Source organism: Geobacter sp., from assembly GCF_027327745.1.
GTDB lineage: Bacteria > Desulfobacterota > Desulfuromonadia > Geobacterales > Geobacteraceae > Geobacter.
Window position 1 is genome coordinate 60491 of the sequence record NZ_DAHVYG010000002.1, and the last position, 26473, is coordinate 86963.

Annotated in this window: 26 protein-coding genes and 1 riboswitch; of the genes, 20 read left to right on the forward strand and 6 right to left on the reverse strand. The window is 64.1% G+C overall.

Annotated features, from left to right (window positions below):
* The first annotated feature begins 82 nt into the window (after nt 1-82).
* The 3 genes from M6689_RS00385 to M6689_RS00395 all read left to right on the forward strand — a co-directional run bounded on the left by M6689_RS00385 (nt 83) and on the right by M6689_RS00395 (nt 1826).
* Complete coding sequence (locus M6689_RS00385; protein WP_298266537.1) at nt 83-1072, forward strand: hypothetical protein; 990 nt, start codon at nt 83-85, stop codon at nt 1070-1072.
* A gap of 21 nt (nt 1073-1093) precedes the next feature.
* Nucleotides 1094-1519, forward strand: coding sequence for a type II TA system antitoxin MqsA family protein (locus M6689_RS00390; RefSeq protein ID WP_298266539.1), 426 nt, complete (start codon nt 1094-1096; stop codon nt 1517-1519).
* A gap of 118 nt (nt 1520-1637) precedes the next feature.
* Nucleotides 1638-1826 (forward strand): zinc ribbon domain-containing protein, encoded by a 189-nt coding sequence (locus tag M6689_RS00395; RefSeq protein ID WP_298266541.1) that lies wholly within the window; start codon nt 1638-1640, stop codon nt 1824-1826.
* A gap of 130 nt (nt 1827-1956) precedes the next feature.
* Here M6689_RS00395 and M6689_RS00400 read toward each other — a convergent pair whose 3' ends face one another.
* The gene (locus M6689_RS00400) at nt 1957-2400 is read right to left on the reverse strand and encodes a fibronectin type III domain-containing protein (protein WP_298266543.1); all 444 of its coding nucleotides are present in this window, start codon (nt 2398-2400) and stop codon (nt 1957-1959) included.
* A 78-nt stretch (nt 2401-2478) separates the two neighbouring features.
* Nucleotides 2479-2555: riboswitch (cyclic di-GMP riboswitch) on the reverse strand.
* A gap of 160 nt (nt 2556-2715) precedes the next feature.
* Here M6689_RS00400 and bioF point away from each other — a divergent pair.
* The 3 genes from bioF to M6689_RS00415 are packed head-to-tail and all read left to right on the forward strand — an operon-like array spanning nt 2716 to nt 5519.
* Nucleotides 2716-3891 carry an 8-amino-7-oxononanoate synthase gene (bioF, locus tag M6689_RS00405; protein ID WP_298266545.1) on the forward strand — a complete coding sequence of 392 codons (1176 nt, stop codon included), beginning with the start codon at nt 2716-2718 and terminating at the stop codon, nt 3889-3891.
* Between the two features lie 4 nt (nt 3892-3895).
* The gene (locus M6689_RS00410; RefSeq protein WP_298266547.1) at nt 3896-4717 is read left to right on the forward strand and encodes an alpha/beta fold hydrolase; all 822 of its coding nucleotides are present in this window, start codon (nt 3896-3898) and stop codon (nt 4715-4717) included.
* The gene (locus M6689_RS00415; RefSeq protein ID WP_298266549.1) at nt 4710-5519 is read left to right on the forward strand and encodes a methyltransferase domain-containing protein; all 810 of its coding nucleotides are present in this window, start codon (nt 4710-4712) and stop codon (nt 5517-5519) included. The genes M6689_RS00410 and M6689_RS00415 overlap by 8 nt, the downstream gene beginning before the upstream one ends.
* An 86-nt stretch (nt 5520-5605) precedes the next feature.
* Here M6689_RS00415 and M6689_RS00420 read toward each other — a convergent pair whose 3' ends face one another.
* From M6689_RS00420 to M6689_RS00440, 5 genes are all read right to left on the reverse strand, one after another.
* Nucleotides 5606-6793, reverse strand: coding sequence for a class I SAM-dependent rRNA methyltransferase (locus tag M6689_RS00420; RefSeq protein ID WP_298266551.1), 1188 nt, complete (start codon nt 6791-6793; stop codon nt 5606-5608).
* A gap of 67 nt (nt 6794-6860) precedes the next feature.
* Nucleotides 6861-7136 carry a metalloregulator ArsR/SmtB family transcription factor gene (locus M6689_RS00425; protein WP_298266552.1) on the reverse strand — a complete coding sequence of 92 codons (276 nt, stop codon included), beginning with the start codon at nt 7134-7136 and terminating at the stop codon, nt 6861-6863.
* Nucleotides 7137-7258: 122 nt separating this feature from the next.
* Complete coding sequence (locus M6689_RS00430; RefSeq protein WP_298266554.1) at nt 7259-8242, reverse strand: ABC transporter ATP-binding protein; 984 nt, start codon at nt 8240-8242, stop codon at nt 7259-7261.
* The gene (locus tag M6689_RS00435) at nt 8239-9201 is read right to left on the reverse strand and encodes an ABC transporter ATP-binding protein (protein WP_298266556.1); all 963 of its coding nucleotides are present in this window, start codon (nt 9199-9201) and stop codon (nt 8239-8241) included. Before M6689_RS00435 ends, M6689_RS00430 begins: the two co-directional genes overlap by 4 nt.
* Before the next feature lie 103 nt (nt 9202-9304).
* Nucleotides 9305-11449 (reverse strand): HD domain-containing phosphohydrolase, encoded by a 2145-nt coding sequence (locus tag M6689_RS00440; protein ID WP_298266559.1) that lies wholly within the window; start codon nt 11447-11449, stop codon nt 9305-9307.
* 409 nt (nt 11450-11858) lie between these two features.
* On the opposite strand from M6689_RS00440, the gene M6689_RS00445 reads away from it, so the two are divergent.
* From M6689_RS00445 to M6689_RS00510, 14 genes are all read left to right on the forward strand, one after another.
* A complete protein-coding gene (locus M6689_RS00445; RefSeq protein WP_298266561.1) occupies nt 11859-12983 on the forward strand; it encodes a SpoIID/LytB domain-containing protein in 1125 nt (374 codons plus the stop codon).
* Nucleotides 12973-14004, forward strand: a complete 1032-nt coding sequence (queA, locus tag M6689_RS00450; protein ID WP_298266629.1) for a tRNA preQ1(34) S-adenosylmethionine ribosyltransferase-isomerase QueA — start codon at nt 12973-12975, stop codon at nt 14002-14004. The genes M6689_RS00445 and queA overlap by 11 nt, the downstream gene beginning before the upstream one ends.
* A gap of 56 nt (nt 14005-14060) precedes the next feature.
* Complete coding sequence (gene tgt, locus M6689_RS00455) at nt 14061-15170, forward strand: tRNA guanosine(34) transglycosylase Tgt (RefSeq protein WP_298266563.1); 1110 nt, start codon at nt 14061-14063, stop codon at nt 15168-15170.
* A gap of 80 nt (nt 15171-15250) precedes the next feature.
* Complete coding sequence (gene yajC, locus M6689_RS00460; protein WP_298266565.1) at nt 15251-15577, forward strand: preprotein translocase subunit YajC; 327 nt, start codon at nt 15251-15253, stop codon at nt 15575-15577.
* A 96-nt stretch (nt 15578-15673) separates the two neighbouring features.
* Nucleotides 15674-17275 carry a protein translocase subunit SecD gene (gene secD, locus M6689_RS00465; protein WP_298266567.1) on the forward strand — a complete coding sequence of 534 codons (1602 nt, stop codon included), beginning with the start codon at nt 15674-15676 and terminating at the stop codon, nt 17273-17275.
* A 9-nt stretch (nt 17276-17284) separates the two neighbouring features.
* Entirely contained in the window at nt 17285-18193 is a 909-nt protein-coding gene (gene secF, locus M6689_RS00470; RefSeq protein ID WP_298266569.1) for a protein translocase subunit SecF, read from the forward strand.
* 12 nt (nt 18194-18205) lie between these two features.
* Complete coding sequence (locus M6689_RS00475; protein ID WP_298266571.1) at nt 18206-18805, forward strand: tetratricopeptide repeat protein; 600 nt, start codon at nt 18206-18208, stop codon at nt 18803-18805.
* Between the two features lie 99 nt (nt 18806-18904).
* Complete coding sequence (gene recJ / locus M6689_RS00480) at nt 18905-20626, forward strand: single-stranded-DNA-specific exonuclease RecJ (protein WP_298266573.1); 1722 nt, start codon at nt 18905-18907, stop codon at nt 20624-20626.
* An 8-nt stretch (nt 20627-20634) separates the two neighbouring features.
* Nucleotides 20635-21534: a cation diffusion facilitator family transporter gene (locus tag M6689_RS00485; protein ID WP_298266631.1), complete on the forward strand. Its 900-nt coding sequence runs from the start codon at nt 20635-20637 to the stop codon at nt 21532-21534.
* 179 nt (nt 21535-21713) lie between these two features.
* Nucleotides 21714-21845, forward strand: coding sequence for a hypothetical protein (locus M6689_RS00490; protein WP_298266575.1), 132 nt, complete (start codon nt 21714-21716; stop codon nt 21843-21845).
* A gap of 26 nt (nt 21846-21871) precedes the next feature.
* Complete coding sequence (locus tag M6689_RS00495; RefSeq protein WP_298266577.1) at nt 21872-22687, forward strand: alpha/beta hydrolase; 816 nt, start codon at nt 21872-21874, stop codon at nt 22685-22687.
* Nucleotides 22688-22781: 94 nt separating this feature from the next.
* On the forward strand, nt 22782-23312 hold the full coding sequence (locus M6689_RS00500) for a hypothetical protein (protein ID WP_298266579.1): 531 nt from the start codon (nt 22782-22784) through the stop codon (nt 23310-23312).
* Between the two features lie 184 nt (nt 23313-23496).
* Nucleotides 23497-24789 carry a hypothetical protein gene (locus M6689_RS00505; RefSeq protein ID WP_298266581.1) on the forward strand — a complete coding sequence of 431 codons (1293 nt, stop codon included), beginning with the start codon at nt 23497-23499 and terminating at the stop codon, nt 24787-24789.
* Nucleotides 24790-24892: 103 nt separating this feature from the next.
* Nucleotides 24893-26449 carry a LysM domain-containing protein gene (locus M6689_RS00510; RefSeq protein ID WP_298266583.1) on the forward strand — a complete coding sequence of 519 codons (1557 nt, stop codon included), beginning with the start codon at nt 24893-24895 and terminating at the stop codon, nt 26447-26449.
* The last annotated feature ends 24 nt before the right edge of the window (nt 26450-26473 follow it).

Consider the following 26473-nt stretch of genomic DNA (forward strand, 5'->3'; position numbering starts at 1 on the left):
AACGTAAGAGTGCCAACTAGCGCCAAGACGGGGCAAGCCGGTCAGGCTTGTGACGTTATGCGTCTTAACTTAAGGAAGCACTGTGTCGAGAGAACAACTAGAAGAAAAGCAGATCTTGGTATATGCCGTGGCATTGGCTATCGGGACGGCGTTTGGGTCGTGGCGTCCTGCTTTCGGCGCGAGCCTGGAATTCCTGATCTCACCGGTGCTTGCAATCTTACTTTACAGCATGTTTTCGCAGATTCCGTTTCTCTATCTACGCGAAGCGTTCGCGAACCATCGATTTACCGCAGCCTTGCTGACCGTGAATTTCATCGTTGTTCCACTGCTTGTTTGGTTGTTGTCTCGCTTGTTGCCGGAGCATCCGCCTTTGCTGCTCGGGGTATACCTCGTTCTGCTTACGCCCTGCATTGACTACGTCATCGTCTTTACCCACCTTGGGCGTGGAAACGCACAGCTTGTGCTTGCCTCTACGCCGTTGCTACTTCTCGTCCAGATGCTCTTACTTCCCATTTATCTGTGGCTTTTCTTGGGAGATCGAGCCGCCTGGGTGATGAGCACAGGCCCGTTCCTGGAAGCATTTCTCGTGCTCATCGTCTTGCCTCTGGGGCTTGCTTTGGCAACCGAGTTCTGGGCCAAGCGCCGACGTAGCGGCGCAGTCTGGCTTGAAGCAACGGCATGGCTGCCCGTGCCGTTCATGGCGCTTACTCTGCTTTTCGTCGTAGCCTCTCAAATCGGCAGAATCGAACAGTACCTCTCGGTAGTGATCCGAGCCATACCAATCTACGTGGCCTTCATGTTGATCATGCCCCTCCTCGCCCGCCTGACAGCGTGCGCGTTTCGCTTGGACACACAGGCCGGGAGGGCGTTGATTTTTAGCGCGGGGACGCGCAACTCACTGGTCGTGCTTCCCCTTGCACTGGCCTTGCCGGATGCCTGGAGTGTGGTGCCTGCTGTCATTGTGACTCAGACACTGGTGGAACTGGTCGGCGAGTTGTTTTACATACGGCTGGTGCCGTCTGTCGTTTTTCGAGAGGATAGACGCTGTGGCGCGGTTTTGGCGAAGCGCTGACGAACGCATTCCCGAAAAGGGATGGGCGGCCTGAATAACGTAATTCTTGCGGGGATCACCGTGAGGAGTTGTCCTGAGTGCGGATCGCTGGTGCCGAAAATACCCAAGATGGAGGCTCTGCATGATTGCATAGCCCATGCACTCGTAAAGAAAGAAGAACGACTCACACCCGCGGAAATTGTGTTCTTGAGAAAATCGCTGGGCTGGTCAGGCACTGATTTTGCTGACAACCTGCATTGTGATAAATCACAAGTATCGAAGTGGGAAAATGGACGAGTAGTGATGAGTAAGCAAAACGAGTTATTGTTTCGCGAGATCATCGCCCGTGGGAAAAAAATCGCGGATTATTGCAGAACGGACGCCGCACGGAAAGAAGGAAATAGGGTCGTCTCTCTTTTCGTGAAGATAGATGAAGCTAAACGCCAGTGGACAGACGAATGGAGATAAGCTGCTTAGCCATCGAAACATCCATGAACAGGAAAAAGGGGGGTTACAAGCCCTTTTTTCATGTTGATATCTGAGATAACGGTGCGTTAACCCGATATTTCTGCTGGAGGTGCCGACTATGCCGATTTATGAGTACTTGTGTGAAGCGTGTGGCGAGAACTTCTCCCGTCTGCAGAAGATGGGGGCGGGGGAGGCGGATACCGTCTGCCCGAAGTGCGGGTCGAGGGAGGTCAGGAAGCGGATATCGGCCTGCACGGTAGGCTCCGGCGCGTCGGCCGGACCATCGTGCTCCGTCGGCGGCGGCTGAAGACCTCCGCGCTGAACCGTGCGTTCGGCCCAACTGCAACGTTCAAGCAAAAGAGCGACCGAATTATGTTCTGGCCGCTCTTTTGTTTCAGGCCAGCGTTGTCCGGTTAGGTTTTTGCCTATTTGTCCCATCACGGGATAGTCTTACTCACCTCATTCGCAAAACCGCTCTCGTTTCCGGATGCATCATAGTCTGTGACGTTGAAGTAGTAGGTCCCGGGAGCAAGGCCGCTGACCGTATAGGTTGTGGCTGCTTCTACCTTGACGGCGTTGGTGTAGTTGCCGGGTGCTGTGCCGTAATAGACCTTGTACCCGGAAACTGCCGCGAGCCGTCCGTTAGCATCCGTGGGAGCATCCCACGCCAGCGTGACCGACCCTGTCGGCACTGTCGGCACTGTCGACTCTGCCGGAGGAGTCCCGCCACTGTTTATCGCGGGTGTTCCGCCCCCTGCATTTGCTGCCGGAGCATCCGGTGCCGTTGCCGTTGTCGCCCCGCCGCCTCCGCCGCAGCCTGCCAAGGAAGCCATCAAGAGCAGGCAGACAAATAATGCTGCCAAAATTTTTAACTTGCCCATGCCATCTCCTTTCGATTGTTCTCCCCGGCTTCGATCGGTCAACGCAAAAAAGCCGGGGCTGAGAATATCGTTTGATATTTCGGCGACCCGGCTGTCTCGGTGAGACCCTGTAGGCTTTCCGTCCCACCCTTGCGGATGGTTTAGTATTGTCGTCTATCTGATACTGGCTAACGATGTGATATGCGGCACGTTACCCCATGGGGCCCGATTTGTCAAGAAGTCGATCGTTAACCATGCTGCGTGCCTGAGTTGACGATGCGGCGGGCCGTGTGCTACAAAGGGGGCTTCTGCGTCAATCATTCCGAGGGGGATTGCGTGTCCAGAAGCATCGCTGAAGAACTGGAAGAGTTGCGCCGGCAGGGGCTCCATCGCCGGCTTCGCCCCGTGGCCGGGAGCCAGGGGAGCCGGGTGTGGATGGAGGGGCGGGAGGTGCTCCTTCTCTGTTCCAACAACTACCTGGGGCTTGCCGACCATCCGCGCCTCAAGGAGGCGGCGGTCCGGGCGGTGGAGCGTTTCGGGACGGGGAGCGGCGCCTCGCGGCTCGTCTCCGGGACCATGGAGCTCCACGAGGCTCTGGAGGAGCGGCTCGCCCGCTTCAAGGGGACCGAGGCGGCGCTCCTCTTCAACTCGGGGTATGCGGCCAACAGCGGGATCATCCCGGCCCTGGCGGGGAAGGGGGACGTGATCTTCTCCGACCGGCTGAACCACGCGAGCATCGTGGACGGCGCCCTCCTCTCCCGCGCGAAGTTCGTCCGCTACCCCCACAATGACGTTAGGGCGCTTCGCCGCCTCCTGGAGGCGAACCCGACCACGGGGCGCCGGCTCATCGTTACCGACGGGGTCTTCAGCATGGACGGGGACGTGGCCCCCCTTCGGGAGCTGGTGGCGTTGAAGCGGGAGTTCGGCGCCCTCCTCATGGTGGACGATGCCCACGGCACCGGGGTCCTCGGGGCGGGGGGGCGGGGGAGCGGGGAGATGCTTGGGGTGGCGGGGAAGATCGACCTCCAGATGGGGACCCTCGGCAAGGCCCTGGGGAGCTTCGGCGCCTACGTGGCCACCTCCCGCGAGCTGGTGGAATACCTCGTGAACCGGGCCCGGAGCTTCATCTTTTCCACGTCGCTTCCCCCGGCGGCCCTGGCGGCATCGCTGGCGGCCATCGACATTGTCGATTCCCCCGAGGGGGAGACCTTGCGCCGGCGCCTTGGCCGCAACGCCGGGTTCTTCCGCGAGGCGGCGACGGAGGCGGGGTTCGACACCATGGGGAGCGAGACCCAGATCGTCCCCCTCTTCGTGGGGGAGGCGGAGAAGGCGATGACGTTCACCGGGCGCCTCCTTGATGAGGGGATCTTCGCCCAGGGGATCAGGCCCCCTACGGTCCCCGCCGGCACCTGCCGCCTCCGCTGCACCATCATGGCGACCCACGAAGACGGGGACCTCGTGCGGGCGGTGGCGGTGATGGCGCGGATCGGCCGGGAACTGGGGGTGCTCTGACGCCATGGCGTTCATCGATTCCGCACCGGATGTTTCGATCCATTACGAGGAGCTGGGGGAAGGGTTCCCCGTGGTCTTCGTCCACGGCTGGGCCATGTCAGGGAGGGTCTGGGCCTTCCAGGGGGAGCTTGCCGAGCGGTTCCGGCTCGTCATGCCCGACCTTCGGGGCCACGGGAAGTCGACCGCCCCTGAGACAGGGTATGCCTTCGCCGACTTCGCCGCCGATCTGGTGGCGCTTTTCGACCGGCTGGGGATTCGCCGGGGGGCACTGGTCGGCTGGTCGTTGGGGGTCCAGGTGGCACTGGAGGCGTATCCGGCCCTGGCCGAGCGCCTCGCCGCCCTGGTGCTTGTGGGGGGGACGCCGAAATTCACCGCCTCCGAAGAGTGGCCCTTCGGCCTTCCCGCCACTGAGGCGCGGGGGCTGGCGCTGCGGCTTCGCCGCGGCTACGACCGGACGATGGGGGAGTTCTTCCGGGGGATGTTCGCCGAAGGAGAGCTTACCCGGGAGGCGAACCAGCGGATCGCTCACGAGATCGTCATTCCCCGGCTTCTCCCCGACCCCCGGGCCGTGGCCGCCACCCTCGATACCCTTGCCGGCGGCGACCACCGGGCGATGCTCGGGGAGATCCGGACGCCGACCCTCGTGATCCACGGCGAGCGGGACGCCATCTGCCCTCCCGGCGCCGGGCGCTTCCTGGCGGAGCGGATTGCGGGGGCTCGGCTGGCGCTCTTCGAAGGGGCGGGGCATGCGCCGTTTCTGTCGGATCCCTCCAGGTTCAACCGGCTCGTGGGGGAGTTTCTCGGGGAGGTGCCCCTCCGTGATTGACCGCCGCAGGGTCCAGAGCGCCTTCCACCGGCAGGCGGGGGAGTACGACGCCCATGCCGCGGTCCAGAAGCGGGTGGTGGCGCGGCTGATGGAGATACTCGATGCGGAAGGGGTGAGCCCGGAGCGGATCCTTGACGTGGGAACCGGCACGGGGCTCCTCGGCCGGACCCTCGGCAGCCGCCATCCCGGTGCGTCTCTGGCGTGTGTCGATCTGGCGCCGGCCATGGCGGCCGCGGCCCGGCTTTCCCTCGCCGGCCGGGAGCGGACGGTGATCGCCGTGGCCGATGCGGAGCGGCTCCCCTTCCCGGCGGCGTCCTTCGACCTCGTGGCCTCCTCCTCCACCTTCCAGTGGCTTGAGAGCCTCGATGCGGCCTTCGCCGAAGCGTGGCGCGTTCTCACGCCGGGCGGCCTCTTCGCCTTCGCCCTCTTCGGCGCGGGGACCTTCCGCGAGCTGAAGGCCTCTTACCGCGCCGCCCTGGCGGCCGTGGAGCGGGACAACGACCGCACCCAGCGCTTCTTTTCGGCCGGCGAGGTCCGCGGTGCCCTGGAGCGGGCCGGCTTCGGCGTCACCTCGCTCACGGTGGAAGACGAGATTGAGTATCACCCCGACGTGCCGGCCTTCCTCCGGGCGGTCCGGCGGATCGGCGCGGGGAACGCCTCGCCGCGCCGGCCGCGGGGACTGGCGGAGCGGCGGGTCATGGCGGAGATGATGCGGATCTACGGGGAGCGGTTCGGCGCGCCGGAGGGGATTCCGGCCACCTACGCCGTCATCTACGGGATGGGGGTGAAAAGTGAGACGTGAGATGTGAGAAGAGATAGGTTTTCGCGTCTCACATCTCACGTCTAACGTCTCACGAGATTTCCAGGTTTTCACGTCTCACGCGGTTCTCACACCGCCTGCAGGACGAAGCATTTCAGGTACTCGGTCTCCGGGACGGAGAGGAGGACCGGATGGTCCGGGGCCTGGGAGCGGGACTCCACCAGCCGCATCGGTCGCCCCGCCTGGCGGGCAGCCTGGGCCAGAAGCTCGCGAAACGGCTCCCGCCCCATGTGGTAGGAGCAGGAGCAGGTGATCAGGTATCCCCCCTCTTCCAGGAGCTCCATCCCCCGCCGGTTGATGGTCAGGTACCCTTTTTCCGCTTCCTTCAGCGCCTTGCGGCTCTTCACGAAGGCGGGGGGGTCGAGGACCACCACGTCGAAGCGCCGCCCCTCGTGCCTGAGGCTGCGGAGCCGCTCGAAGGCGTCGCAGACCTCCACCTTGACCACCTTCTCCACCCCGTTCAGGGCCGCGTTTTCCCGGGCGAGGGCCGCAGCCCGCTCCGAGATGTCGACGCAGGTCACTTCCGCCGCGCCGAAGTGGGCGGCATGGACTCCCCAACTCCCCGAGTAGCAGAAACAGTCGAGGACCCGCTTCCCCGCCGCCATCCCCTTCAGCACCAGGTGGTTCTCCTTCTGGTCGAGGAAATGCCCCGTCTTCTGCCCGCCGGCGAGATCGACCCGGAAGCGGAGCCCGTGCTCCACCGCTTCCACCGTCTCCGGAATCTCGCCGCAGAGTACCTCGATCCGCTCGTCAAGCCCCTCCAGGCCCCGGACCGCCACGTCGTTGCGGGCGATGATCCCCCGGGGGGCGAAGAGCTCCACCAGCGCCGCCACGATCGCCTCCCGCCGCCGCTCCATCCCCGCCGTCAGGATCTGGATCGAAAGCCAGTCGCCGTACCGGTCGACCACCAGGCCGGGGAGGAAGTCCCCCTCGCCGTGAACCACCCGGAAGGTGACAAGATCGGGGTAGAGCCGGCGCCGCAGCTCCGCCGCCCGGCCGATCCGCTCCCGGAAGAAGGCCGCCGTGTCGATGTCGGTCCGCTCGCGGGAGAGGAGCCGCGCGGCGATGAGGGAGCTGGGATTGTAGTAACCGGAGCCGAGGAATCCCCCGCCGGCGTCGTAGATCTCGGCGGTCGCGCCGGCGCTCTTCTCGCCCCGGATCTCCCGGACCTCGTTGCTGAAGACCCAGGGGTGACCCCCCTTGATCCGTCGGTCCTCGCCCCGGGCGAGGGTGATGCGGATGGGCTGCTCTGTCATGGTCTGCTCCAAAAAAAATCCCCTCGCGGGAGGGGATTCGGTTGTGGTGGGCTGTGGCGGGAGAGGATCAGCCGAGGACCTCGATCAGCTTCTTGGCCAGGGGGTGGACCACCGAGTAGTGGACCTCCACCCCTTCGCGCTTCCCTTCGATGATCCCCTTGTTCTTCAGGAGCGCCAGGTGCTGGGAAACGGTGGCCTGGGGGAGCCCCAGGCATTCCCAGATGTGCTTCACGTTGCACTCCCGTGTGCAGAGGCCTGCCACGATCTTGAGCCGGATCGGATGGCCGAGGACCTTGAAAATCTCCGCTTCTTCGGTGAAATTTCTGCTCTTGTCGAAATCCATGGGGTCTCCTCGCCCTCGGGGCGTGGGAAGCGACCTGGCTGGCCGGTGACGCTCTCACGAAGTCTGTAGGGAATATCCAGATATATTTATATAGTTCCCAATCGGGGCTGTCAAGAAAAAGGTTATGGCCTGTAAAACAGCTTTTTACTGAAGTGGCAGGCGGCCAGATGGCCGGGCTCCTTCTCTTCGAGAGGGGGGGGGGCCGACGTGCAGAGCGGCTCCGCATAGGGGCAGCGGGGGTGGAAGGGGCATCCCGGCGGCGGGTCGAGGGGGGAGGGGGGATCCCCCCTGAGGATGATCCGTGCTCTTTTCCTCTCTTCGCCGACGTGGGGGACGGCCGAGAGGAGCGCTTCGGTATAGGGGTGCTGAAAGCGGGAGAAGACGGCGTCGCGGGTGCCGAGTTCGACGATCCGGCCGAGGTACATCACCGCGACCCGGTCGCTCATGTGGCGGACCACCGAGAGGTCGTGGGCGATGAAGAGGTAGGAGAGTCCGAGCTCCTGCCTGAGCCCCTGGAGGAGGTTGATGATCTGGGCCTGGATGGAGAGATCCAGGGCCGAGACCGGCTCGTCGGCGACGATCAGTTGCGGCGAGGCCGCCAGGGCGCGGGCTATGCCGATCCGCTGCCGCTGGCCCCCGGAGAACTCGTGGGGGTAGCGGTTGACCTGGTCCGGGGCGAGTCCCACCTTCGCCATCAGCTCGATGACCCGCTCCCGGCGCTCTTCCTTTGGGCCGATGCGATGGATCGCCAGCGGTTCGCCGATGATCTCGCCGACCCGCATCCGCGGGTTGAGGGAGGAAAAGGGGTCCTGGAAGACCATCTGCACATCCTTGCGGAAGGAGGTGATCTCTCCGCGCCCCATCTCCGCCAGCTCCCTGCCGCGGTACCGGATGCTCCCGCCGTCGGCCGGGATGAGCCCGGTGAGGAGCCGTCCGACGGTGGATTTACCGCAGCCCGATTCGCCGGCAAGGCCGAGGGTCTCCCCCGGTGTGATCCGCAGGCTTACGCCATCCACCGCCCGCAGCTCGCGCCTCGGGGCGAACGGCCCCGGCTTGACGGAGAAGGTCTTGATCAGGTTGTCAGCTTCGAGAAGGGGTGCGCTCATCGGTATTTCCAGCAGCGGACCCGACGGTCCGGTTCGATTTCCTTCAGGTGGGGCGTTTCACGGGAGCACTCCCACCGCCTGTCGGGGCAGCGGTCACAGAACCCGCATCCCGGCAGATCTTCCCGCAGCCCCGGCACCTGTCCCGGAACCGTCCGCAAGGGGGCACCCGGTTCGCTCCGCTGGGGGAGGGAGGAGAGAAGCCCCTCGGTGTACGGGTGAAGGGGTGCGGCCAGGAGCCGTTCCGTCGGTCCCTCTTCCACGATCCGTCCGGCGTACATCACCATGGTGCGGTCCGCCCGTTCGGCCACCACTCCCAAGTCGTGGGTGATGAGGAGAAGCGCCATGCCGCTCTCTTCCCTGAGGCGGTCGAGGAGCTCCAGGATCTGGGCCTGGATGGTGACGTCGAGGGCGGTGGTCGGCTCATCCGCGATGAGGATCCGGGGCCGGCAGGCAAGGGCCATGGCGATCATGACCCGCTGTCGCATTCCTCCCGAGAGCTGGTGGGGATAGTCGCCGAGGCGCTCGACGGGGGAGGGGATGCCGACCTGGGCCAGGAGCCGGGCCGCCTCCTCCCGGGCCTCGGCCCGGGAAAGCCCCCGGTGCAGCATGAGCCCTTCGGCGATCTGGTTTCCGATCCGGAAGACCGGGTTGAGGGAGGTCATCGGCTCCTGGAAGACCATGGAGATCCGGTTCCCCCGGATGTGCCGCATCTCCTCGGCGCTGGCCTTGAGGAGATCTTCACCCTCGAAGAGGATCGTCCCCCCCGTAATCTCGCCGGGTGGGGGGACGAGGCGGAGGATCGATAAGGCGGTGACGCTCTTGCCGCACCCCGACTCCCCCACGAGCGCCAGCGTCTCTCCGGCGTCGAGCACCAGGTCGATGTCGTTCACGGCGCGAACGATTCCGTCCGGCACCCGGAAACGGGTCGTCAGCCCCTTGATGGAGAGGAGGTTCGGCACGCGGATTATCCTGTAGTCAGATGGGAGAGCGGGCGAGCAAAGGTCGGAAACCTTATACCATGATCCCCGGGGGGCGGCAAACCGGAAAATTGCGGGAGGGTGGTCAGAGGGGGCGGCTGCTGTAGTCGCTCATGGCGACCACTTTCCGCTCGGCGTAACGCTCCTCGCGGTCGACGGGGATGTCGTCCCGGTCGGTGCGGGCGAAGGTGAAGCCGAGGGAGCCGCTGGCGAGGAGCTCGACGAAGTGACGGACGAGGTCGGAGTCGAACTGGCTGCCGGAATGGTCCAGCAGCTCCTTCACCGCCGCTTCCACCGGGAGCGCCTTGCGGTAGGGGCGGTCGGAGGTCATGGCGTCGAAGGCGTCGGCGATGGCGAGGACCCGCGATTCCAGGAGCATCTCGTCCGAGGTGAGGCGGTTGGGGTACCCCTCGCCGTCGACCCGCTCGTGGTGCTGGCCGATGCAGAGACGCACGTCCTGGAGGAAGTCGATCGGCTCCAGGATCTTCATGCCGATGACCGGGTGCTGGTGGAGCTGCTGGATGTCGTCGGGGGTCAGTTTCCCCTCCTTGTGGAGGAGGCCCAGGTCGATGCCGATCTTGCCGATGTCGTGGAGGATGGCGGCCCGCTCGATCACCTTGAGGCGGTCGTGGGAGAGCCCGAGCTTTTTCGCCAGCTCCGTGGAGTAGCGGGTGACCCGCTCCGAATGGCCGCGGGTGTAGCTGTCGCTCGCCTCGATGGCGGAGACCAGGGCCTGGATCGTGTGGAGGTAGGTCGCCTGCTGCTCGTCGTAGAGCTGGGCGTTCTTGATGGCGATGCTCGCCTGGGCGGCGATGGTGGTGAGCAGTTCCAGCTCCTCGGCATTGAAGGTGGCGTTGTCGCTCTTGTTGACGACGGTGATGGTGCCGATGATCTCGTCCTTCACCATGAGCGGTGCGCAGATGAGGGTCCTGCGCTCGTAGCCGAGGGCGCTGTAACGGTCGAACTCGGGATGCTCGTTTATGTCGGTAATCAGCAGGGGCTTGCGGTTCTCGATGACCCAGGTGGAGACGCTGGAAGGCTTCATCGGAATCGTCGCCACCCCCGGCCGGTGATCGTGCCCCAGGAGCGTCGTCACCCGCAGCATCCGGTCGCCGGGGGAGTAGAGGATGATGTAGCCGATCTGCGCCTGCAGCGTCGATACGGTGGTCTGGACGACCAGGGTGAAGAGCCGGTCGATGTCGATGGTGGAGTTGACGGCGAGCCCCACCTTGTAGAGGGTGGAGAGCCGCGCGACGGCGCGCTCCAGGTTGGCGTTCTTCTCCTCCAGTTCGCTGGCGAGGTCGGCGATTTTGTAGTTCGCCTCCTCGATCTCCTCGATCCGCTCCTCCATGTTGACGTTGAGGTTTTCGATCTCCCGGAGCTGATCCTCCAGCTTCTGGTTCATCAGGTGCATCTCGTGGTGGTGGGCCAGCTTCGACTGGGCGCGGGCGAGCTCCCGTTCGTGGCCGATGGTGGTCTCCATATAGTATCTGAGCTTGCTCACCATCATGTTGAACTTGTCGGAAAGGGCCGCCATCTCGGCGCTGCTCGTGAAATCGACCGAGACATTGAAGTCTCCCTGTTCGACCCGCTGCATCGACGAGATGACCCCCTTGAGGGGACGGTTCACGTAGGTATTCAGGAAGAGGGCGATGGCGATCAGGATGAGAAGCACCATGACCATCGTCGACACCATGGAATACTGCTTCCCCTTCGCCAGGTACACCTCGAGATATCTGACCGGCAGCTCCATCTGAAGGGCGCCGAGAAGGAGCTGCCGCGCGTCGTGACAGCCGTGGCAGGCGGGGCGATTGTAAATGGGGGAAATGCTCTCGAACACCTGCTCTTCCCCGTCGTCCGAGCGCGTGACGAGACTGACGCGGGTGCCGCTCCTAAACATGGCGAGCTCGTCGGGTCTGATCGTCTTGCCGATTTCCAGCTTGTCGGCGGAATTGAGGATCTTCCCTTTCTCGTCGAAGATGCGGATTCCCTCGATGGTCCCCCGGGACTTGAGCCGGCCGAGGATGCGCTGCACCTCGTCGGAGCGCCCCCCGAGCATGACCCCTTCGATACTGTTCTGGACCGTGGCGGCCAGCAGGGAGGCGTTGCGGGCCGAGATCTGGGTGACGATCTGTCGCTGGTTGCGGTATTCCAGATAGCTCACCGTCGCGACGATCACGACGACGATCAGGGTGATCAGCCCGAGAATTTTTACCTTGAGGGAACTCATGGCGCGATACCCGAATCGAGCCGATGCCACCGCGGCATCAAATGACCTAAATTCGCAAAGGATTTCCGTGATATGGCGGTTACAGTCATCTAATGATTATTCTCTTTTGCCGGATCGGACGGTTCGGGTTTGCGGGAGCACCGACTGCTGCTCCGGAGGTGCCGGGCCAGTGGCGAAGCGCCTCCGGCTCCGGCCCCGAAATGCTTGACAATGCGCCGGTCTGCACCTATGATTACGATCCGATACGGGATGAAATAGCCAGTGTCAATGCAGTAAAGCAATTCGTTTGCCAAAACCGATGGCTCGGTGCAGGATGCCCGTGACAGGGCGTGCGGGGGGAGCGTCTCTTCCCCCATTTGTATTTATCGGGATGTCTCGGGTAATGTTTAGCGGAAAGTGGCCTGGTGCCGTGAAGATTATACTAGCCATAGCGGCTTTTCTTGCATCTCTCCCGGGGCAGGCGTACGGAGCCCGGGCCCTGCAGGAAAACGTCAGGGTTGCCCTGCTGAAGGGGGCGGAGAGCATACGCATCGACGGGGACGGTGTATTGGCTGCCGATGAAGGGGGAGAGCCGCTTCGTCTGGAGCTTCCCGTTCAGGCCAGGCGTGGCCGGGATGGGGTTGTGATCGGCGGGAGAACGGTCCGCAAGCTTGTTCTTGCCGCACCGGGCGCCGTACAGGTGAACGGCAAGCGGTATCGGGGGACCGTTGAGGTGCTCCCCCAGGAGAAGGGGCTCCTCGTGGTGGACGAGCTGCCGATCGAAGAGTACCTGGTCGGCCTCATCAACTGCGAGATCTCGTCCCTCTGGCCGATGGAGGCGATCAAGGCCCAGGCCGTGGTGGCCCGCACCTATGCGGTCTACCAGAAGAAGGTCCGGGGGGGGGCGCTCTACCACCTGGAATCGTCGGTTCTCGACCAGGTCTATGACGGCTGCGATATCGAGGATAGTCGCGCCGCCCGGGGGGTCAAGGAGACCGCCGGCGAAATACTGACCTATGCCGGAGAGCCGATTCAGGCCTTTTATCACTCGAATTGCGGCGGCAGGACCGAAGTCGCGGAAAACGTCTGGGGGGTTCGGCTTCCCTATCTGCGGAGCGTGGAGTGCGACTACTGCGCCGTCAATCCCTCCGCGCGGTGGGAGCAGACACTTACCCTGAAGAAGCTCGAATCGCTCCTCAGGGGAGGGGGGGTGTCGGTGCCGGGGCTTCGGGATATCCGCGAGGGGAGGCGCAACGAAAGCGGGCGGCTTGCCGATCTGGTTCTCGTCTCGGCCCGGGGGATGGTCACGGTGCCGGCGGTTACCTTCCGTAAGATTGTCGGCTACACGGTCATCAAGAGCACGAACTTCCAGGTGAAGGTTGCCGACGACAGCGCCACCTTCACGGGGAGGGGGTACGGCCACGGGGTCGGTCTCTGCCAGTGGGGTGCCAAACAGCGCGCGGCGGACGGTTTCAGCTACCGGGAAATCCTGAGTTACTACTACCCTGGCACCGTTCTCGAAAAGATCGGTGGCGGCGTTCAAGATGCTCGTTGACGACTTCGATTACGTTCTCCCGCCCGAGCTGATCGCCCAGGAACCGCTCCCCTGCCGGGATGCCACGCGGCTCATGACCGTCGACCGGGCGGTGGGTGAGATCGGGGAACTCCCGTTTTCGGGGATTGCCTCTCTCTTTCGCCCCGGTGACCTTCTGGTCGTGAACGATACCCGGGTGATCCCGGCGCGGCTCCACGGCCGCAAGGAGAGCGGCGGCAAGGTGGAGATCTTTCTCGTCCGGAGGCTTCGCGCCGGGGACGAACGATGGCTCTGTCTCCTGCGCTCGTCGAAGCCGTCCCGCCCCGGGACGATCATCCTTCTCGCCGAAGGGGTAACCGCGACGGTCATTTCCCGCGTGGACGCCGAAACGTGGGAGGTGTCATTCTCCCCGGCCGGGGGGTTCGATGCCTGGCTCGACCGGGCGGGGGCCATTCCCCTTCCCCCCTACATCCGGCGGGAGTCCGGCGCCTGCGACCGGGAGCGGTACCAGACGGTTTTCGCCCGCAACCGTGGGGCGGTGGCTGCTCCGACGGCGGGACTGCACATGACCGACGACCTCCTGGCCGAACTGCGGGGGCGCGACGTTGAGGTCGCCTCCCTCACGCTCCACGTGGGAATCGGCACTTTCATGCCGATTCGCGTGCAGCGAGTCGAAGAGCACCGTATGCACCGCGAGTGCTACGCCATCCCCGAGGCCACCGCCCGGGCGATGGCGGCACGGAAGCGGGAGGGGGGGCGGGTGATCGCCCTCGGGACCACGGTCTGCCGGACCCTCGAACAGGCGGCCGCGGCCGACGGCACCGTCGCGGCGGGGGAGGGGGAAGCCGACATCTTTATCTACCCCGGCTACCGGTTCAAGATTGTCGATGCCCTCATCACCAACTTCCACCTGCCGAAGTCGACCCTGCTGATGCTCGTCTGTGCCTTTGCCGGCAGGGAGCTTCTCCTCAGGGCCTACGGCGAGGCGGTGGCCCGGCGGTTCCGGTTCTTCAGCTACGGGGACGCGATGTTCGTTTCATGATTGCCGGAGAACGGACTGCGGCGCGGTTTGCCTGATTTCCGGAGAGAAAGGTTTTCTTGCCAGCACTCGATTTCACACTGATCAAGCAGGACGGAAACGCCCGTCTCGGCTCTTTGACAACCCCCCGCGGCACCATCGAAACGCCGATCTTCATGCCGGTGGGGACCCAGGCGACGGTGAAGGCGATGACCCCGGAAGAGCTGACCGCCATCGGGGCGCAGATCATCCTGGCCAATACCTACCACCTCTACATCCGGCCGGGGCACGAGGTGGTGCGGCGGCTCGGCGGGCTCCACCGCTTCATGCACTGGGACCGCCCGATCCTCACCGACAGCGGCGGGTTCCAGGTCTTCAGTCTCAACGAGCTGCGAAAGATCACCGAGGAAGGGGTCCGGTTCCGCTCGCATCTGGACGGCTCCTACCACTTCATCTCCCCCGAGGACGCTATCGCCATCCAGGAGGCCCTCGGCAGCGACATCGCCATGTGCTTCGACGAGTGCACCCCCTACCCGGCAACCCACGACTATGCCCGCCGCTCCATGGAGATGACCACCCGCTGGGCGCGGCGCTGCAAGGAGGCCCGGCGCCGGGAGGACCAGGCGCTCTTCGGCATTGTCCAAGGGGGGATGTACCGCGATCTGCGGGAGCAAAGCGCCGGGGAGCTGCGGGAGATCGGGTTCGACGGCTACGCGGTGGGGGGACTCTCGGTCGGCGAAGAGAAGGAGCTGATGTACGAGGTGATGGAATATGCCGCGCCGCTCCTTCCCGCGGACCGTCCCCGCTACGTAATGGGGATCGGGGCGCCGGAGGATCTGATCGAGGCGGTCCATCACGGCTTCGATATGTTCGACTGCGTCATGCCGACGCGCAACGCCCGCAACGGGATGCTCTTCACCTCTTTCGGGAGGGTGAACATCAAGGGTGCCCCCTATGCCGAGGATAACGGCCCCCTCGACCCCGAATGCGACTGCTACGTCTGCCGCAACTACAGCAGGGCGTACCTGCGCCACCTGTACCGGTCGGGGGAGATCCTCTCCGCCCGGCTCAATACGTACCACAATCTGCACTACTATCTTTCCCTGATGGCGCAGGCGCGGGCCGCCATCGTTGAGGGGAGGTTCGCCGCGTTCCGGCGTGAATTTTACGCCAAGAGGGAAATGTTGTAGGGGCGATCCCTGTGATCGCCCTATATTTGGGCAAACACGAGGTTTGCCCCTACATTAAATACAAATCGGAGGTTACACAGATGCTAGGACTGGCATTCGCCATGGCAGGACAACCGGGAGGTGCTCCCCAGGGGGGCGCCCAGGCGGCATTCATGAACATCGTGCCGCTCATCTTCATGTTCGCGATCTTCTATTTCCTCCTGATCCGTCCCCAGCAGAAGAAGGCCAAGGAGCACCGTGCGCTGCTCGACGCCCTCAAGAAAGGGGACCAGGTGATGACTGCCGCCGGGATCCACGGCAAGGTAATCGCCATCGACGGTGATGTGGTGACCCTGGAAATCGCGCCTGGAGTCAATATCAAGGTCGGCAAGGGGTACATCGCCAGCCTGACCAAGGCCGATAAATAGCACGACCCGCCATCCCGCCGCCGGAGCAAGCCGGTGGCGGAACAGAACGGCGGTCGACTTTGCATTATACCGACAATTTCGAAAGGAGCTGCGCGCATGTCCAAGGGGCTTACTTGGCGCTTCAGCCTCATCGTGCTCTTTATCCTGGTTTCGTTTCTCTACCTGACTCCCACCCTGGTTTCTCCGTTGCCGTCGTGGTGGCAGGGGATCCTTCCCAAGGACCGGATCCATCTCGGACTCGACCTGCAGGGGGGGACCCACCTGGTGATGGAGGTCGACACGCCGAAGGCGGTGGAAGGGGCGCTCGACCTCATCGTCACCGACCTTGAGGATTCCCTCGCCTCCAAGACGCTGCGGTACAAGAAGATCGCCCGGACTGCCGCCGACCGGGTCCAGCTCACCTTCTACGACCGGGGAACCGCCGATGCGGTCCAGAAGATGATCAAGGATAAGTATCCGACGCTGGAGCTTGTTCCCCCGTATGACGACGGTGGCTTTGTCAGCATGCAGCTCAGGATGGGCGAGAAGGAGGCCCAGGAGCGCAAGGACCGCGCCGTGGCCCAGGCGCTGGAGACGATCCGCAACCGGATTGACCAGTTCGGCGTCTCCGAGCCGGTGATTGCCCGGGAAGGGCTCACCAATATCGTCGTGCAGCTTCCCGGCATCAAGGACCCGAAGCGGGCCATCGAACTGATCGGCCGTACCGCCCGCCTCGAGTTCAAGCTCGTCGACGAGGCGGTGAATCCCGCCACCGCCACTCCGGGGACCATCCCCGAGGATGACGAGATCCTGGTGGAGAAGCGGACCGACGCCACCACCGGCGCTGTGACCGAGACCCCGCTCGTGGTGAAGAAGAAGGCGATGATCACCGGCGACCTCCTGACCGACGCCCAGGTCCGGATCGATTCCCAGTTCAACCGCCCCTACGTCGCCATCGAGTTCAATTCCACCGGCGCGCGGCTCTTCGACCAGGTGACCGCCGCCAACGTCGGGAAGCGCTTTGCCATCGTCCTCGACAACACCATCTACTCGGCCCCGGTGATCCGGGAGCGGATTTCGGGGGGTAGCGCCCAGATCTCCGGTTCGTTCACCGAGAAGGAGGCGTCGGACCTCGCCATCGTGCTGCGTGCCGGCTCTCTTCCCGCACCGGTCAAGATCGTCCAGAACGTGACGGTAGGTCCCTCCCTCGGCCAGGATTCCATCCACAAGGGACTCATGGCCGGCCTCGCGGGGGTCGCTCTGGTGGTGGTCTTCATGGCGTTCTACTACAAGCTCTCCGGGCTCGTAGCCAACTTCGGGATGGTGCTCAACGTGGTCTATCTCATGGGTGCCCTGGCGGCACTGGGAGCCACCCTCACCCTGCCGGGGATCGCGGCCATCGTCCTGCTCATCGGGATGTCGGTTGACTCCAACGTGCTGATCTTCGAACGGATCAGGGAGGAGCTCAGGCTCGGCAAGCCCCCCAAGGCCGCGCTCGATGCCGGTTACGACAAGGCGTTCCTCACCATCATGGACTCCCACGTGACCACCCTCATCACCGCCGCGGTCCTCTTCCAGTTCGGAACCGGACCTGTGAAAGGCTTTGCGGTTTCCCTCAGCCTGGGGGTCATCATCAACCTCTTCACGTCGCTCCTCGGGACCAAGGCGATCTTCGACCTCGTGCTCGGCCGCGTGCGGGTGAAGCGTCTGAGCATATAGGGGGAGCCCATGGAATTCATCAAAAAGACCCATATCGACTTCATCGGCAAGAAGAACATCTCCTTCGCCATTTCGGCCATCATCGCCATTGTCGGCATCATCGGCATCGTCCGGATCGCCATGGGAACGGCCAACATGGGGATCGACTTCTCGGGCGGCACGGCGGTGCAGCTCAAGTTCGCCCGGCCGGTCCCCATCGACCGTGCCCGGGAGGCCCTGGCGCGGCACGGGATGAAGGAGGCCAACCTCCAGGAGATCACCGAAGGGAACAAGCTCCTGGTGAAGATCGGCAAGACCTCCGTCGCGCAGGGGAATGCGGCGGACCAGATCCAGGAGGCGTTCCGCAAGGAACTCCCCGGCAACCAGTTCGTGGTGGAGAGCTCAACGGAGATCGGCCCCGCCATCGGCGACAAGCTCCGCAAGGATACCCTCGTAGCGGTCGCGATCTCCATGCTCGGCATCGTGCTCTACATCGCCTGGCGCTTCGACTTCAAGTTCGGCGTCGGCGCCCTGGTGGCGACCATGCATGATGTCCTGGCCATGTTCGCCGTCTTCTTCGTCCTGAACAAGGAGGTGAACCTCCTCTTCATCACCGCCGTCCTCACCATCGCCGGCTATTCCCTCACCGATACGGTGGTCGTCTTCGACCGGATCAGGGAGAACCTGCACAAGAACACGAAGGATTCGCTGAAGACCATCTTCAACGGCAGCATCAACGAGGTCCTCTCCCGGACCATCATCACCTCTCTCACCACGTTCCTCGCTTCGGCGGCACTCTTTTTCTTCGGCGGCGAGGTGATCCACGACTTCGCCCTGGCACTTTTGGTGGGGGTGGCGGTCGGGACTTATTCGTCGGTCTTCGTCGCAAGCCCCATCGTCGAGGTATGGGGAGCCCGCATGAAGGCGACCAAGGTGTAGCAGGGGGGACGGATGAAAAGGGAAAACATTCTGTACGCAGTTGTTGCACTGCTGGTCGGTCTTCTCGGCGGGTTCCTCATCTTCAGTATCAGCGGCCAGAAGGGGCAGCCATCGGTGAACGCCGGGATTCCCGCCGGAGGGGGGGCCCCCATCGACTATCAGCAGCGCATCGCCGAGGCCGAAAAGATCGTTGCCCGGGAGCCGGGGAACCTCCAGGCGTGGGTCCAGCTCGGCAACGATTATTTCGACACCGACCAGCCCCAGAAGGCGATCAACGCCTACGGCAAGGCCCTGGAACTGGACCCCAACAATCCGAACATCCTCACCGACCAGGGGATCATGTACAAGCGGGTCGGGCAGTTCGACCGCGCCGTGGCCAACTTCGAGAAGGCGCAGCAGATCGATCCGAAGCATGTCCAGAGCCTTTACAACCTCGGCGTGGTCTACATGGACGACCTGAAGCAGCCCGACAAGGCGATCAAGGCGTGGAACCGCTATCTCGAACTGGAACCGACAAGTCCCAATGCCCAGCAGATCCGGGGGCTCATCGAACAGGCCAAGGGGCTTCAGCAAATGAAGGGGGGCGCGTCGGCACCGCTCTTCAGGAAATGACGGCAAGAATTCCCCGCTCCGGCGGGGATTTTTGTTTCGGAAGAGATCCAACCGGCGCTGCCGACGAGTTGGGAGATTTCGTGAATCGAGGCCCCACCGATGGAACCTGTTAGCGAGAGACGCTGGACCGTGCGGACGATCGACCCCGCCGCGGTGGAGTCGATCGTCGGCGAGGGGGAAGTTTCCCCGCTGGTGGCACGCCTTCTTGCCGGGCGGGGTTTGTCCGGGGGGGCGGCCGCCCGGAGGTTTCTTGCGTCGACCCTGGCCGATATCCGCGATCCGTTCCTGCTGAACGGGATGGACGAGGCGGTTACCCGCCTCGCTGCGGCTCTCGGGGAGGGCGAGACGGTCTGCGTCTACGGCGATTACGATGTGGACGGGGTGAGCGCCACCGCCCTGCTGGTGAGTTTCTTCCGCAGCGTCGGCCTGCGCTGTTTTTCCCATATTCCCCGCCGTCTGACGGAGGGCTACGGCCTTTCCGCCGACGGCATCCGTGCCGCCGCCGAAGCGGGGTCGCGGGTGATCGTCACCGTCGACTGCGGCATCACCGCGTGCGCGGAGGCGCAGCTGTGCGCCTCCCTCGGCATCGAGCTGATCGTTACCGATCACCATACCCCCGGACCGGAGCTTCCCCGGGCCAGGGCCGTGATCAACCCGAACCAGCCCGGATGCCCCTACCCATTCAAGGCCCTGGCGGGGGTGGGGGTCGCCTTCAACCTGATGATCGCCCTGCGGGGACGCCTGCGGGCGAGCGGGTTCTTCGCCGGCCGTCCCGAACCGAACCTCCGGGAGTATCTCGATCTGGTCGCCCTCGGGACCATCGCCGACGTGGTGCCGCTCACGGAAGAGAACCGGATCTTCGTAAAGCACGGCCTCAGGGAGCTGACCGCTGCCCGGCGTGCGGGGATCCGGGCGCTCAAGGAGGTCTCCGGCGTGACGGGGGAGGTGGGGTGCGGCGCCGTGGGATTTCGCCTGGCACCACGACTCAATGCGGCCGGAAGGCTTGAGGATGCGTCCCTGGGGGTTGAACTCCTCCTGGAAGACGATCGCGGGCGGGCTGCGGAGATTGCCGCTCTCCTTGAGGCGAGCAATGCCGAGCGTCAGGCCGTGGAGCGGGAAATTCTCTCCGACGCCCTGGGACTGGTGCGGGGGAATCCGGACATGGGGGGGCGGCGCAGCATCGTGCTTGCGTCCGAGGCGTGGCACCCCGGGGTTATCGGCATCGTCGCCTCGCGCCTCGTGGATATCTTTCACCGCCCCACCATCCTCATTGCCCTGCGGGACGGCAACGGCCGGGGGTCGGGGCGGAGCATCACGGGATTTCATCTCTACGATGCCCTGGCGGCGTGCGGCGAGCACCTGGAGAAGTTCGGCGGTCACCGTCAGGCGGCGGGACTTTCGATCGACGAGGCGACGCTTGAGGCGTTTGTCGCCCGCTTCGAGGAGGTTGCCGCCGGCCTCCTCTCGCCCGAGGACCTTACCCCCGTCCTGCTCGCCGATGCGGAGCTCTCTCCCGCAGAGGTGATGCCTGAACTGGTGGAGGCGATCTCGACCCTGGAGCCGTTCGGGATCGGGAACCCCGAACCCCTGTTCATCCTGCGCCGGGCGACGGTGGTGGAGCGGAGGGTCCTGAAGGAGCATCATCTCAAGCTGCGGCTCACGGCCGATGGCCGGTCGTTCGACGCCATCGGCTTCAACATGGCGGGAAGGGGAGCCCCGCAGGGGAGCGTGGTGGATCTCGCCTTCACCCCCCGCTGGAACGAATGGAACGGTCGCAGAGCGGTGCAGCTCTCCCTCAAGGATGTCAGGGAGGCTGAGTGATGGCGATGCTGCCACGGGAAGAGCGGTTCGCCCGGGCCGAGCGGATCATGACCATCGGGTTCTGGATGAATGCGGTCCTGATGGTGCTGAAGCTGGCGGCCGGCCATTACGGCAGGTCGGATGCCGTTTTTGCCGACGGGGTGGAGAGCGCCTGCGATTTCATCGCCATCCTCTCGACCATGGTCGCGCTGCGGATCGGCCGCAAGCCGTTCGACGAGAAGCATCCCTACGGTCACGGCAAGGCGGAGAGCATCGCCGCGGTCATCGTGTCGCTGGTGATCTTCGCCACCGGCACCGGAATACTTGTCAATGCGGTCCACGCCATCGCCGACCGCACCTTCCAGACCCCCGACCTTGTGGCCGTGGCCGCCGCCGTGGTGACGATCGGAATAAAGGAGTGGCTCTACCGGTTCTCGGTCTCGACGGGGCGCCGACTCGAAAGCCCGGCGCTCCTTGCCGTCGCCAGGGACCACCGCAAGGATGCCCTGACCTCCGTCGCCACCCTCGTCGGGGTGACCGCCGCTTTTTTCGGCGCCGGCTTCATGGATCCCCTGGCGGCCGCTCTCACGGCGTTTTTCATCTTCCACATCGGCTACGAGACGTTCATGGGTGCCGTCCACGACCTGATGGACTCCCAGCCTGCACCGGAGCTGCTCCGTGAGGTGACGGCTCTGGCCGAGGGGGTGGCCGGGGTGGAGCATGTCCACGAGATCAGGGGGCGTCGGTCGGGGCAGTTCCTCATCATCGACCTCAAGCTCGACATGGACCCTGAGATGACCGTCAAGCGCTCCCACGACGTGGCCACCACCGTGAAGCGCCTCATCTTCGAGCGGTTTCCCAACGTGGGGGATGTGATGATCCACATCAACCCCCACGACGAGGAGCACGAGGACCTCATCCGGCTCTGAGCGCGGCGTGCTACCCGATAATGGTCAAGCCGGCGTAGGGGGGCTGCAGGGGGCGGTCGGCGGTTTGTCCTCCGATTTCGTTGCGCGGGTTGACGGAGTGGGGATGGAGTGGTGTAATAAAGGTCACTCTCGCCGATAACCCATTCGCCCCGCAGGATGCGGGGTGCCGGAGGAGACCGATGCGCGAACCGATTCGCCCCAGGTACCAGGATCCGGAAAAGAAAGTCTGCGAACTTTGCGGCGCCTCGCTTCAGCTTGATCCCGAGGAGGGGCAGTATCACTGCCCGGTGTGCGAGGCGGATGAAGAGTGAGCGGCGTCCGTGGCGGAGCGCGGAGAGTGAACGGGGTGACGGGGGTGGAGGGAATCCTGCTGAGCCTTCTCAAAGCCATCGCCCTCGCTTACGGCGTAAGCGCAGTATGTGCGGCCCTCTTTGCCGAGCGGTTCATCTTTCAGCCCCCCGCCCCGTCGTACCGGACCCTCCCCGGTGCCGTCAGACTCGTAGCCGGTGACGGTGTTCCCCTCTCGGCCGTCTATCTTCCGAACCCCTCTGCCCGCTTTACGATTCTTTACAGCCATGGCAACGGGGAGGACCTCGGAAACGCGCTGCCGTTTCTCCAAGAGCTGCGGGAGCACGGTTACGCCGTTTTCTCCTATGACTACCGCGGCTACGGGACGAGCGGCGGACGGCCGACCGAGGCGGGGACCTACTCTGACATCGAGGCCGCATATGCCTATCTGCGGGGCACTCTCGGAATACCTTCCGACCGGATCGTTATCCATGGCTATTCGGTTGGGTGCGGTCCCTCGATCGACCTGGCAGTGCGGCGTCCCGTCGGAGGGCTCATCGTCGAAAGCGGCTTCACCTCCGCCTTCCGTGCCGTGACCCGGATCCCGCTGCTGCCGTTCGACAGGTATCCCAACATCGGCAAGATGGGACGCCTTACGGCTCCGCTTCTCGTTATTCACGGAACCCTCGACCGCATCATCCCTCTTTCCCATGGCAGGCGCCTGTACGACTCCGCCCCCGGGCCGAAGCGGTTCGTCCCGATCGCGGGGGGAGGCCACTGGGATCTGCGCGCGGTTGCCGGGGAGCGGTATTGGGAGGCGCTCCGTGATTTCACGGCCTTGCTCGCGGAACGGCCGGGACTGTGACCGCAAGACGCGGGGAGGGGTCTCAAGCCGGACTCACCCGGTGCCGATATGGATAGGAAAGGGCGGGCTGAGAGCTGCAGGTCGAGGAGGGGGCATGGGATTGCGACGTTTCGTTTTTGCGCTACTGTTGCCATTGATTGTTTCCTGCGCCGGTCCCCGGGGGGCGGAGCGCCAGGGGACGGGAGAGGAGACGGAGCGGCATCTGCCGCGCAACGCCGCCGAACGGCTCGCCCTTGAGTCGGCCGAGACCCGCAGCGAGCTCGTCCGCGACGGCTGGACGGCCCATTTTGCCGGCTCCGATGGCGCCACGGCCCACGTGACCCTGACCCGGCCGACGAGCCAGGAAGAAAACGCGCCGCTGGAGGCGTTCGACCTCGTACTGCGCGCGGGGTGGATCGTAGAGGTCGGTGAGCCGCGCTATCTCGCCCCGTCTGGCGACCTGGAGCAGGGGGTGCTCCAGGTGGCGCGCGAAGCCGCTGCCGCAGCATCGGGGCAGGCGATTGTCGCCAGCAAAGGGGGAGTCCTCGTCGGCAGGAAGACCGATCTCCGTTGCCTCGTGGAGGTCCGGGCGCTGTCGGCCGAGCGGCGCGAGCTCTTCTCCCGAACGGTCAACGTCTGCCAATAGTCAATTCCTGCGGCCGCCACCCGGCGGTTCATGAGATCAATGGCGGGATATGGCGGCGGCTCAGGACGACGGGGCCGGCCCCGTATTTGCAGCCTCACGGGAGGAGATCGTGTGTGTGAGAGAGAGGAAAGATGTTGACAATTAAAACTGACCCATGTGAGTATCGGGAATCCAGGGACGGAGTATGAATACATTGCTTTTTATTTCCGATGACATGCGTGCGGCCGAACTTGTAGTGGCTCTGCAGACGTACTGCCTGGCGAAGATCAGGCTTGCCCCCGATTTCGACCAGGGGCTCAGGGAGGTTTTCGACAACCGGCCGGCTGTCGTATTCATTCAAAGCGAGATCTCGGGCATTTCCGGCGAGACGGTCGCCCGCCACATCAAGACCCTGCTGAGGGGTGATTCGCCCCGGATCGTGCTCTCCCATTCTTCCCCCCTCAAGCTCCAGGGGGGAAAGAAGTGGTTCGACGATACGATCGACCTCTCCCTGCCGGAGGAGGAACTTCGCGCCGCGTTTCGTAGCCAGGTGACGGCCCTCGGCGCCGAACTCTGGCTGGAACCCCCGGTTGCCGGCGCTGCTAGCCCATCCTTCCCTGAACCTCTCCCTCCTGATGAGACGCCCCCTATCGCCGGGGAGCAGCAGTTCCATCCGCCGGAATCGGAACGGGAATTCGAGTTTTCCGACTGGGAAATCCCCGGTCCCGGGCAAGAGCCGCCCGTCGCGGCCGAGACCCCGCTCTCTTTTCCGCCCTTACCTGCGGAGGAAGAGTCGCAGCCGCCAGTTTCTCCTCTCCGGCACTCCCTTTCGTCTCCTCCACCGACTGAACCGCGCCGGGTGACGACGGTTGCCGATTTCAATGCAGACGCCGCCGACGAGCCGCCGGCGATGTCCGTTTCGTCCGGACGCGTCGAAGCCGAACCGGTGCGCGCCGGAAGCCGGGCGCTCCTCTGGTCGGTTGTGGGGGTAATGATCGTTGCGGCCATCTGCACCTGGGCGATTCTCTTCAGAGGGAGCCCGCCGACCGTTAAAGAGGGAAAACCGGCGGTAACACTCCCCGCTCCCCCCGCAGCAGTACCTGCACCTGCGCCCCATGTTCCTCCCTCCACTCCGCGTCAAGCGGCACTGCAGCGGCTTCCTTCCTTCATTCCGCCGGCGCGTCGCGACGCATCCTACGCCAGGAGCAATCCCGGCTGGGAACGGTACGTGGGGAAGACGATGGAATTCCGGCTCTTTAGCGAGAACGGGACCCTGCGGGCCGTTCAGCTCGTTACCCGGGGCGGGGGTTCGCTTCCCCCCTCCTTCCTCGATGGGGTCTTCAAGGAACTCACCGGAGCTTCGTCCCGTACGGTGCTGACCCGTTCCGCAAAGGGGAAGTTAGTGGTAGAGAGGGGCCGAACCGCCGGCAATGGCGAATTCGTCGTCTACCGCCAGAATCGTGGCCCCGTCCGTGGAGTCGTCATCTCTCTCCCCTGAAGGGGGGGAGGACCGTCCATCCGGGCGTATGGCGCGTTGACAGCGGGTAATAAATTGTTATCATGCGTCATTCATTTCGAGTAATAATTCGACGGGAGTATAAATGAGATCACTGTCTGCCCGGCTCTCCGCCGTCCTGGCGTTTGCAGCCCTCACGCTTGCCGTGGCTTCGGAACGCGCCCGCGCCATTGATCCCCGTTTCGAGCTCGACCCGCGTCTCCTCGACGGCAGGAGGGATGCTCCGCGCCAGGACAAGGGGGTGAAGAGAGCTCACAAGAAGGAAGCCAGGGCAAAGGCCGGCGTTTCCGAGTACACCATCCGCCCCGGAGACCATATCTTCAAGATCCTCATGCGCGACTACGGCCTCTCCAACGATGAGGCGGAAGCTCTGATCCCCGAAGTGAAAAGGCTCAACGACATTTCCGATATCCGGCGGCTTCGGGTGGGGCAGATCCTCCGGATTCCGCTGGTGCGGGGAACAGGCGCAGGCGGAGGAGGGGCGCGGAGCGAAGGTGCCGAACTTCCCGGGCGGATCGAACGGCCTGCGGCCACAACTGCCTTGTCCGGGGAGGGGGGAGCTCCAGCCGCCGGCCACTCCCTCTGCATGATGAGTGTCGCCGCCCCGGCCGAACCCGACGGGGTTGAATCAGCCCGCCGGTTGTGGGACGGGCTAGTCCCCTCCCGCGGGGAGGCGACACAGCCGATCACCATCGAGGACAAGAATTTTTCGCTCTCTCTCGATCCCGAAAGCTTCCCCACCTTTGTTGCCGCTGACGGTGGGCGGGTGCTCGTTGACGCCGGCGGGAAAATTCCGCCCCTCGTCCGGGCAATCATCGAGCAGAAGGACCCGTCGCTTCGAATCGTTTCCGAGTCCCCCCGCAACCGCAAGCGTTTCATGGCATCGCTGCTGGCGGGAGCCCGCTTTTATTCCGTGGAGGAAAACGTTGCCCTCGAATTCGGAACCGACCCCAAGCTGACGATCAATGCCGACTTCAAGATTGAAAAGTCGCCCGACAGCCTCCTGCACCAGGACGTTGTGCTGATGAACGTCGGAGAGAACCGGCCCCCCATGCCCCCCTCCCTGGTCCAGTTCCTGGGTCGCGAGGGATTCCGGGTCCTTGAGCCTCTGTCGGGGCGCGACGACCGCGTCGGTCGACATCTGCAGAACCTTTACCAGATCACCGCCCGTGACCCCCGGGGGATCGTCGACGGCGTCCTGCAGACCCTCAACATCCCGTTTGAAAGCAATCATAACGTCGAGCTGTATGGCGTCGCCGACGGTGGTCTGAGGCTCAACGTCAGGGCTGACCGCTATTTCGAGGAGGGAGGGAGCCGGTTCGTGGTGAGTTATTTTGACGGTGACCCTGTTACCTATACGCTCACCCGGCTTCTGGAGACCCGCGGGTACCGGGTCGTCGTCCTTGACCCCAAGGATGATTTCCGCAAGGTTTCCGAAAAACTCTTTGCCCGGATGCGGATACCGGGAGTTTTTGCGCGGCACGATCTGCTGTCGGGGCGGGATGCCTCCTATGGCGTCCAGATGTCCGGGTTCAGGCTGCGCAGTGCCACAGGGGAACAGGCGTTTCTCACCAATACCGAGATCGATCCGCTTTTCAGGGATCTGCTCGACGCCAACGGCTACACCATTATCGCCCACTGATCCGGTGCTTCGCTCGTCCGGCAA

Coding starts and splice junctions, on each gene's coding strand:
- M6689_RS00420 (WP_298266551.1), bottom strand. CDS start 6,793: ATGACAGAGCAGCCCATCCGCATCACCCTCGCCCGGGGCGAGGACCGA.
- yajC (WP_298266565.1), top strand. CDS start 15,251: ATGCTAGGACTGGCATTCGCCATGGCAGGACAACCGGGAGGTGCTCCC.
- M6689_RS00390 (WP_298266539.1), top strand. CDS start 1,094: ATGGGCGGCCTGAATAACGTAATTCTTGCGGGGATCACCGTGAGGAGT.
- M6689_RS00475 (WP_298266571.1), top strand. CDS start 18,206: ATGAAAAGGGAAAACATTCTGTACGCAGTTGTTGCACTGCTGGTCGGT.
- M6689_RS00430 (WP_298266554.1), bottom strand. CDS start 8,242: ATGAGCGCACCCCTTCTCGAAGCTGACAACCTGATCAAGACCTTCTCC.
- secF (WP_298266569.1), top strand. CDS start 17,285: ATGGAATTCATCAAAAAGACCCATATCGACTTCATCGGCAAGAAGAAC.
- secD (WP_298266567.1), top strand. CDS start 15,674: ATGTCCAAGGGGCTTACTTGGCGCTTCAGCCTCATCGTGCTCTTTATC.
- M6689_RS00395 (WP_298266541.1), top strand. CDS start 1,638: ATGCCGATTTATGAGTACTTGTGTGAAGCGTGTGGCGAGAACTTCTCC.
- M6689_RS00510 (WP_298266583.1), top strand. CDS start 24,893: ATGAGATCACTGTCTGCCCGGCTCTCCGCCGTCCTGGCGTTTGCAGCC.
- M6689_RS00490 (WP_298266575.1), top strand. CDS start 21,714: ATGCGCGAACCGATTCGCCCCAGGTACCAGGATCCGGAAAAGAAAGTC.
- M6689_RS00505 (WP_298266581.1), top strand. CDS start 23,497: ATGAATACATTGCTTTTTATTTCCGATGACATGCGTGCGGCCGAACTT.
- queA (WP_298266629.1), top strand. CDS start 12,973: ATGCTCGTTGACGACTTCGATTACGTTCTCCCGCCCGAGCTGATCGCC.
- M6689_RS00500 (WP_298266579.1), top strand. CDS start 22,782: ATGGGATTGCGACGTTTCGTTTTTGCGCTACTGTTGCCATTGATTGTT.
- M6689_RS00400 (WP_298266543.1), bottom strand. CDS start 2,400: ATGGGCAAGTTAAAAATTTTGGCAGCATTATTTGTCTGCCTGCTCTTG.
- M6689_RS00410 (WP_298266547.1), top strand. CDS start 3,896: ATGGCGTTCATCGATTCCGCACCGGATGTTTCGATCCATTACGAGGAG.
- M6689_RS00440 (WP_298266559.1), bottom strand. CDS start 11,449: ATGAGTTCCCTCAAGGTAAAAATTCTCGGGCTGATCACCCTGATCGTC.
- recJ (WP_298266573.1), top strand. CDS start 18,905: ATGGAACCTGTTAGCGAGAGACGCTGGACCGTGCGGACGATCGACCCC.
- M6689_RS00425 (WP_298266552.1), bottom strand. CDS start 7,136: ATGGATTTCGACAAGAGCAGAAATTTCACCGAAGAAGCGGAGATTTTC.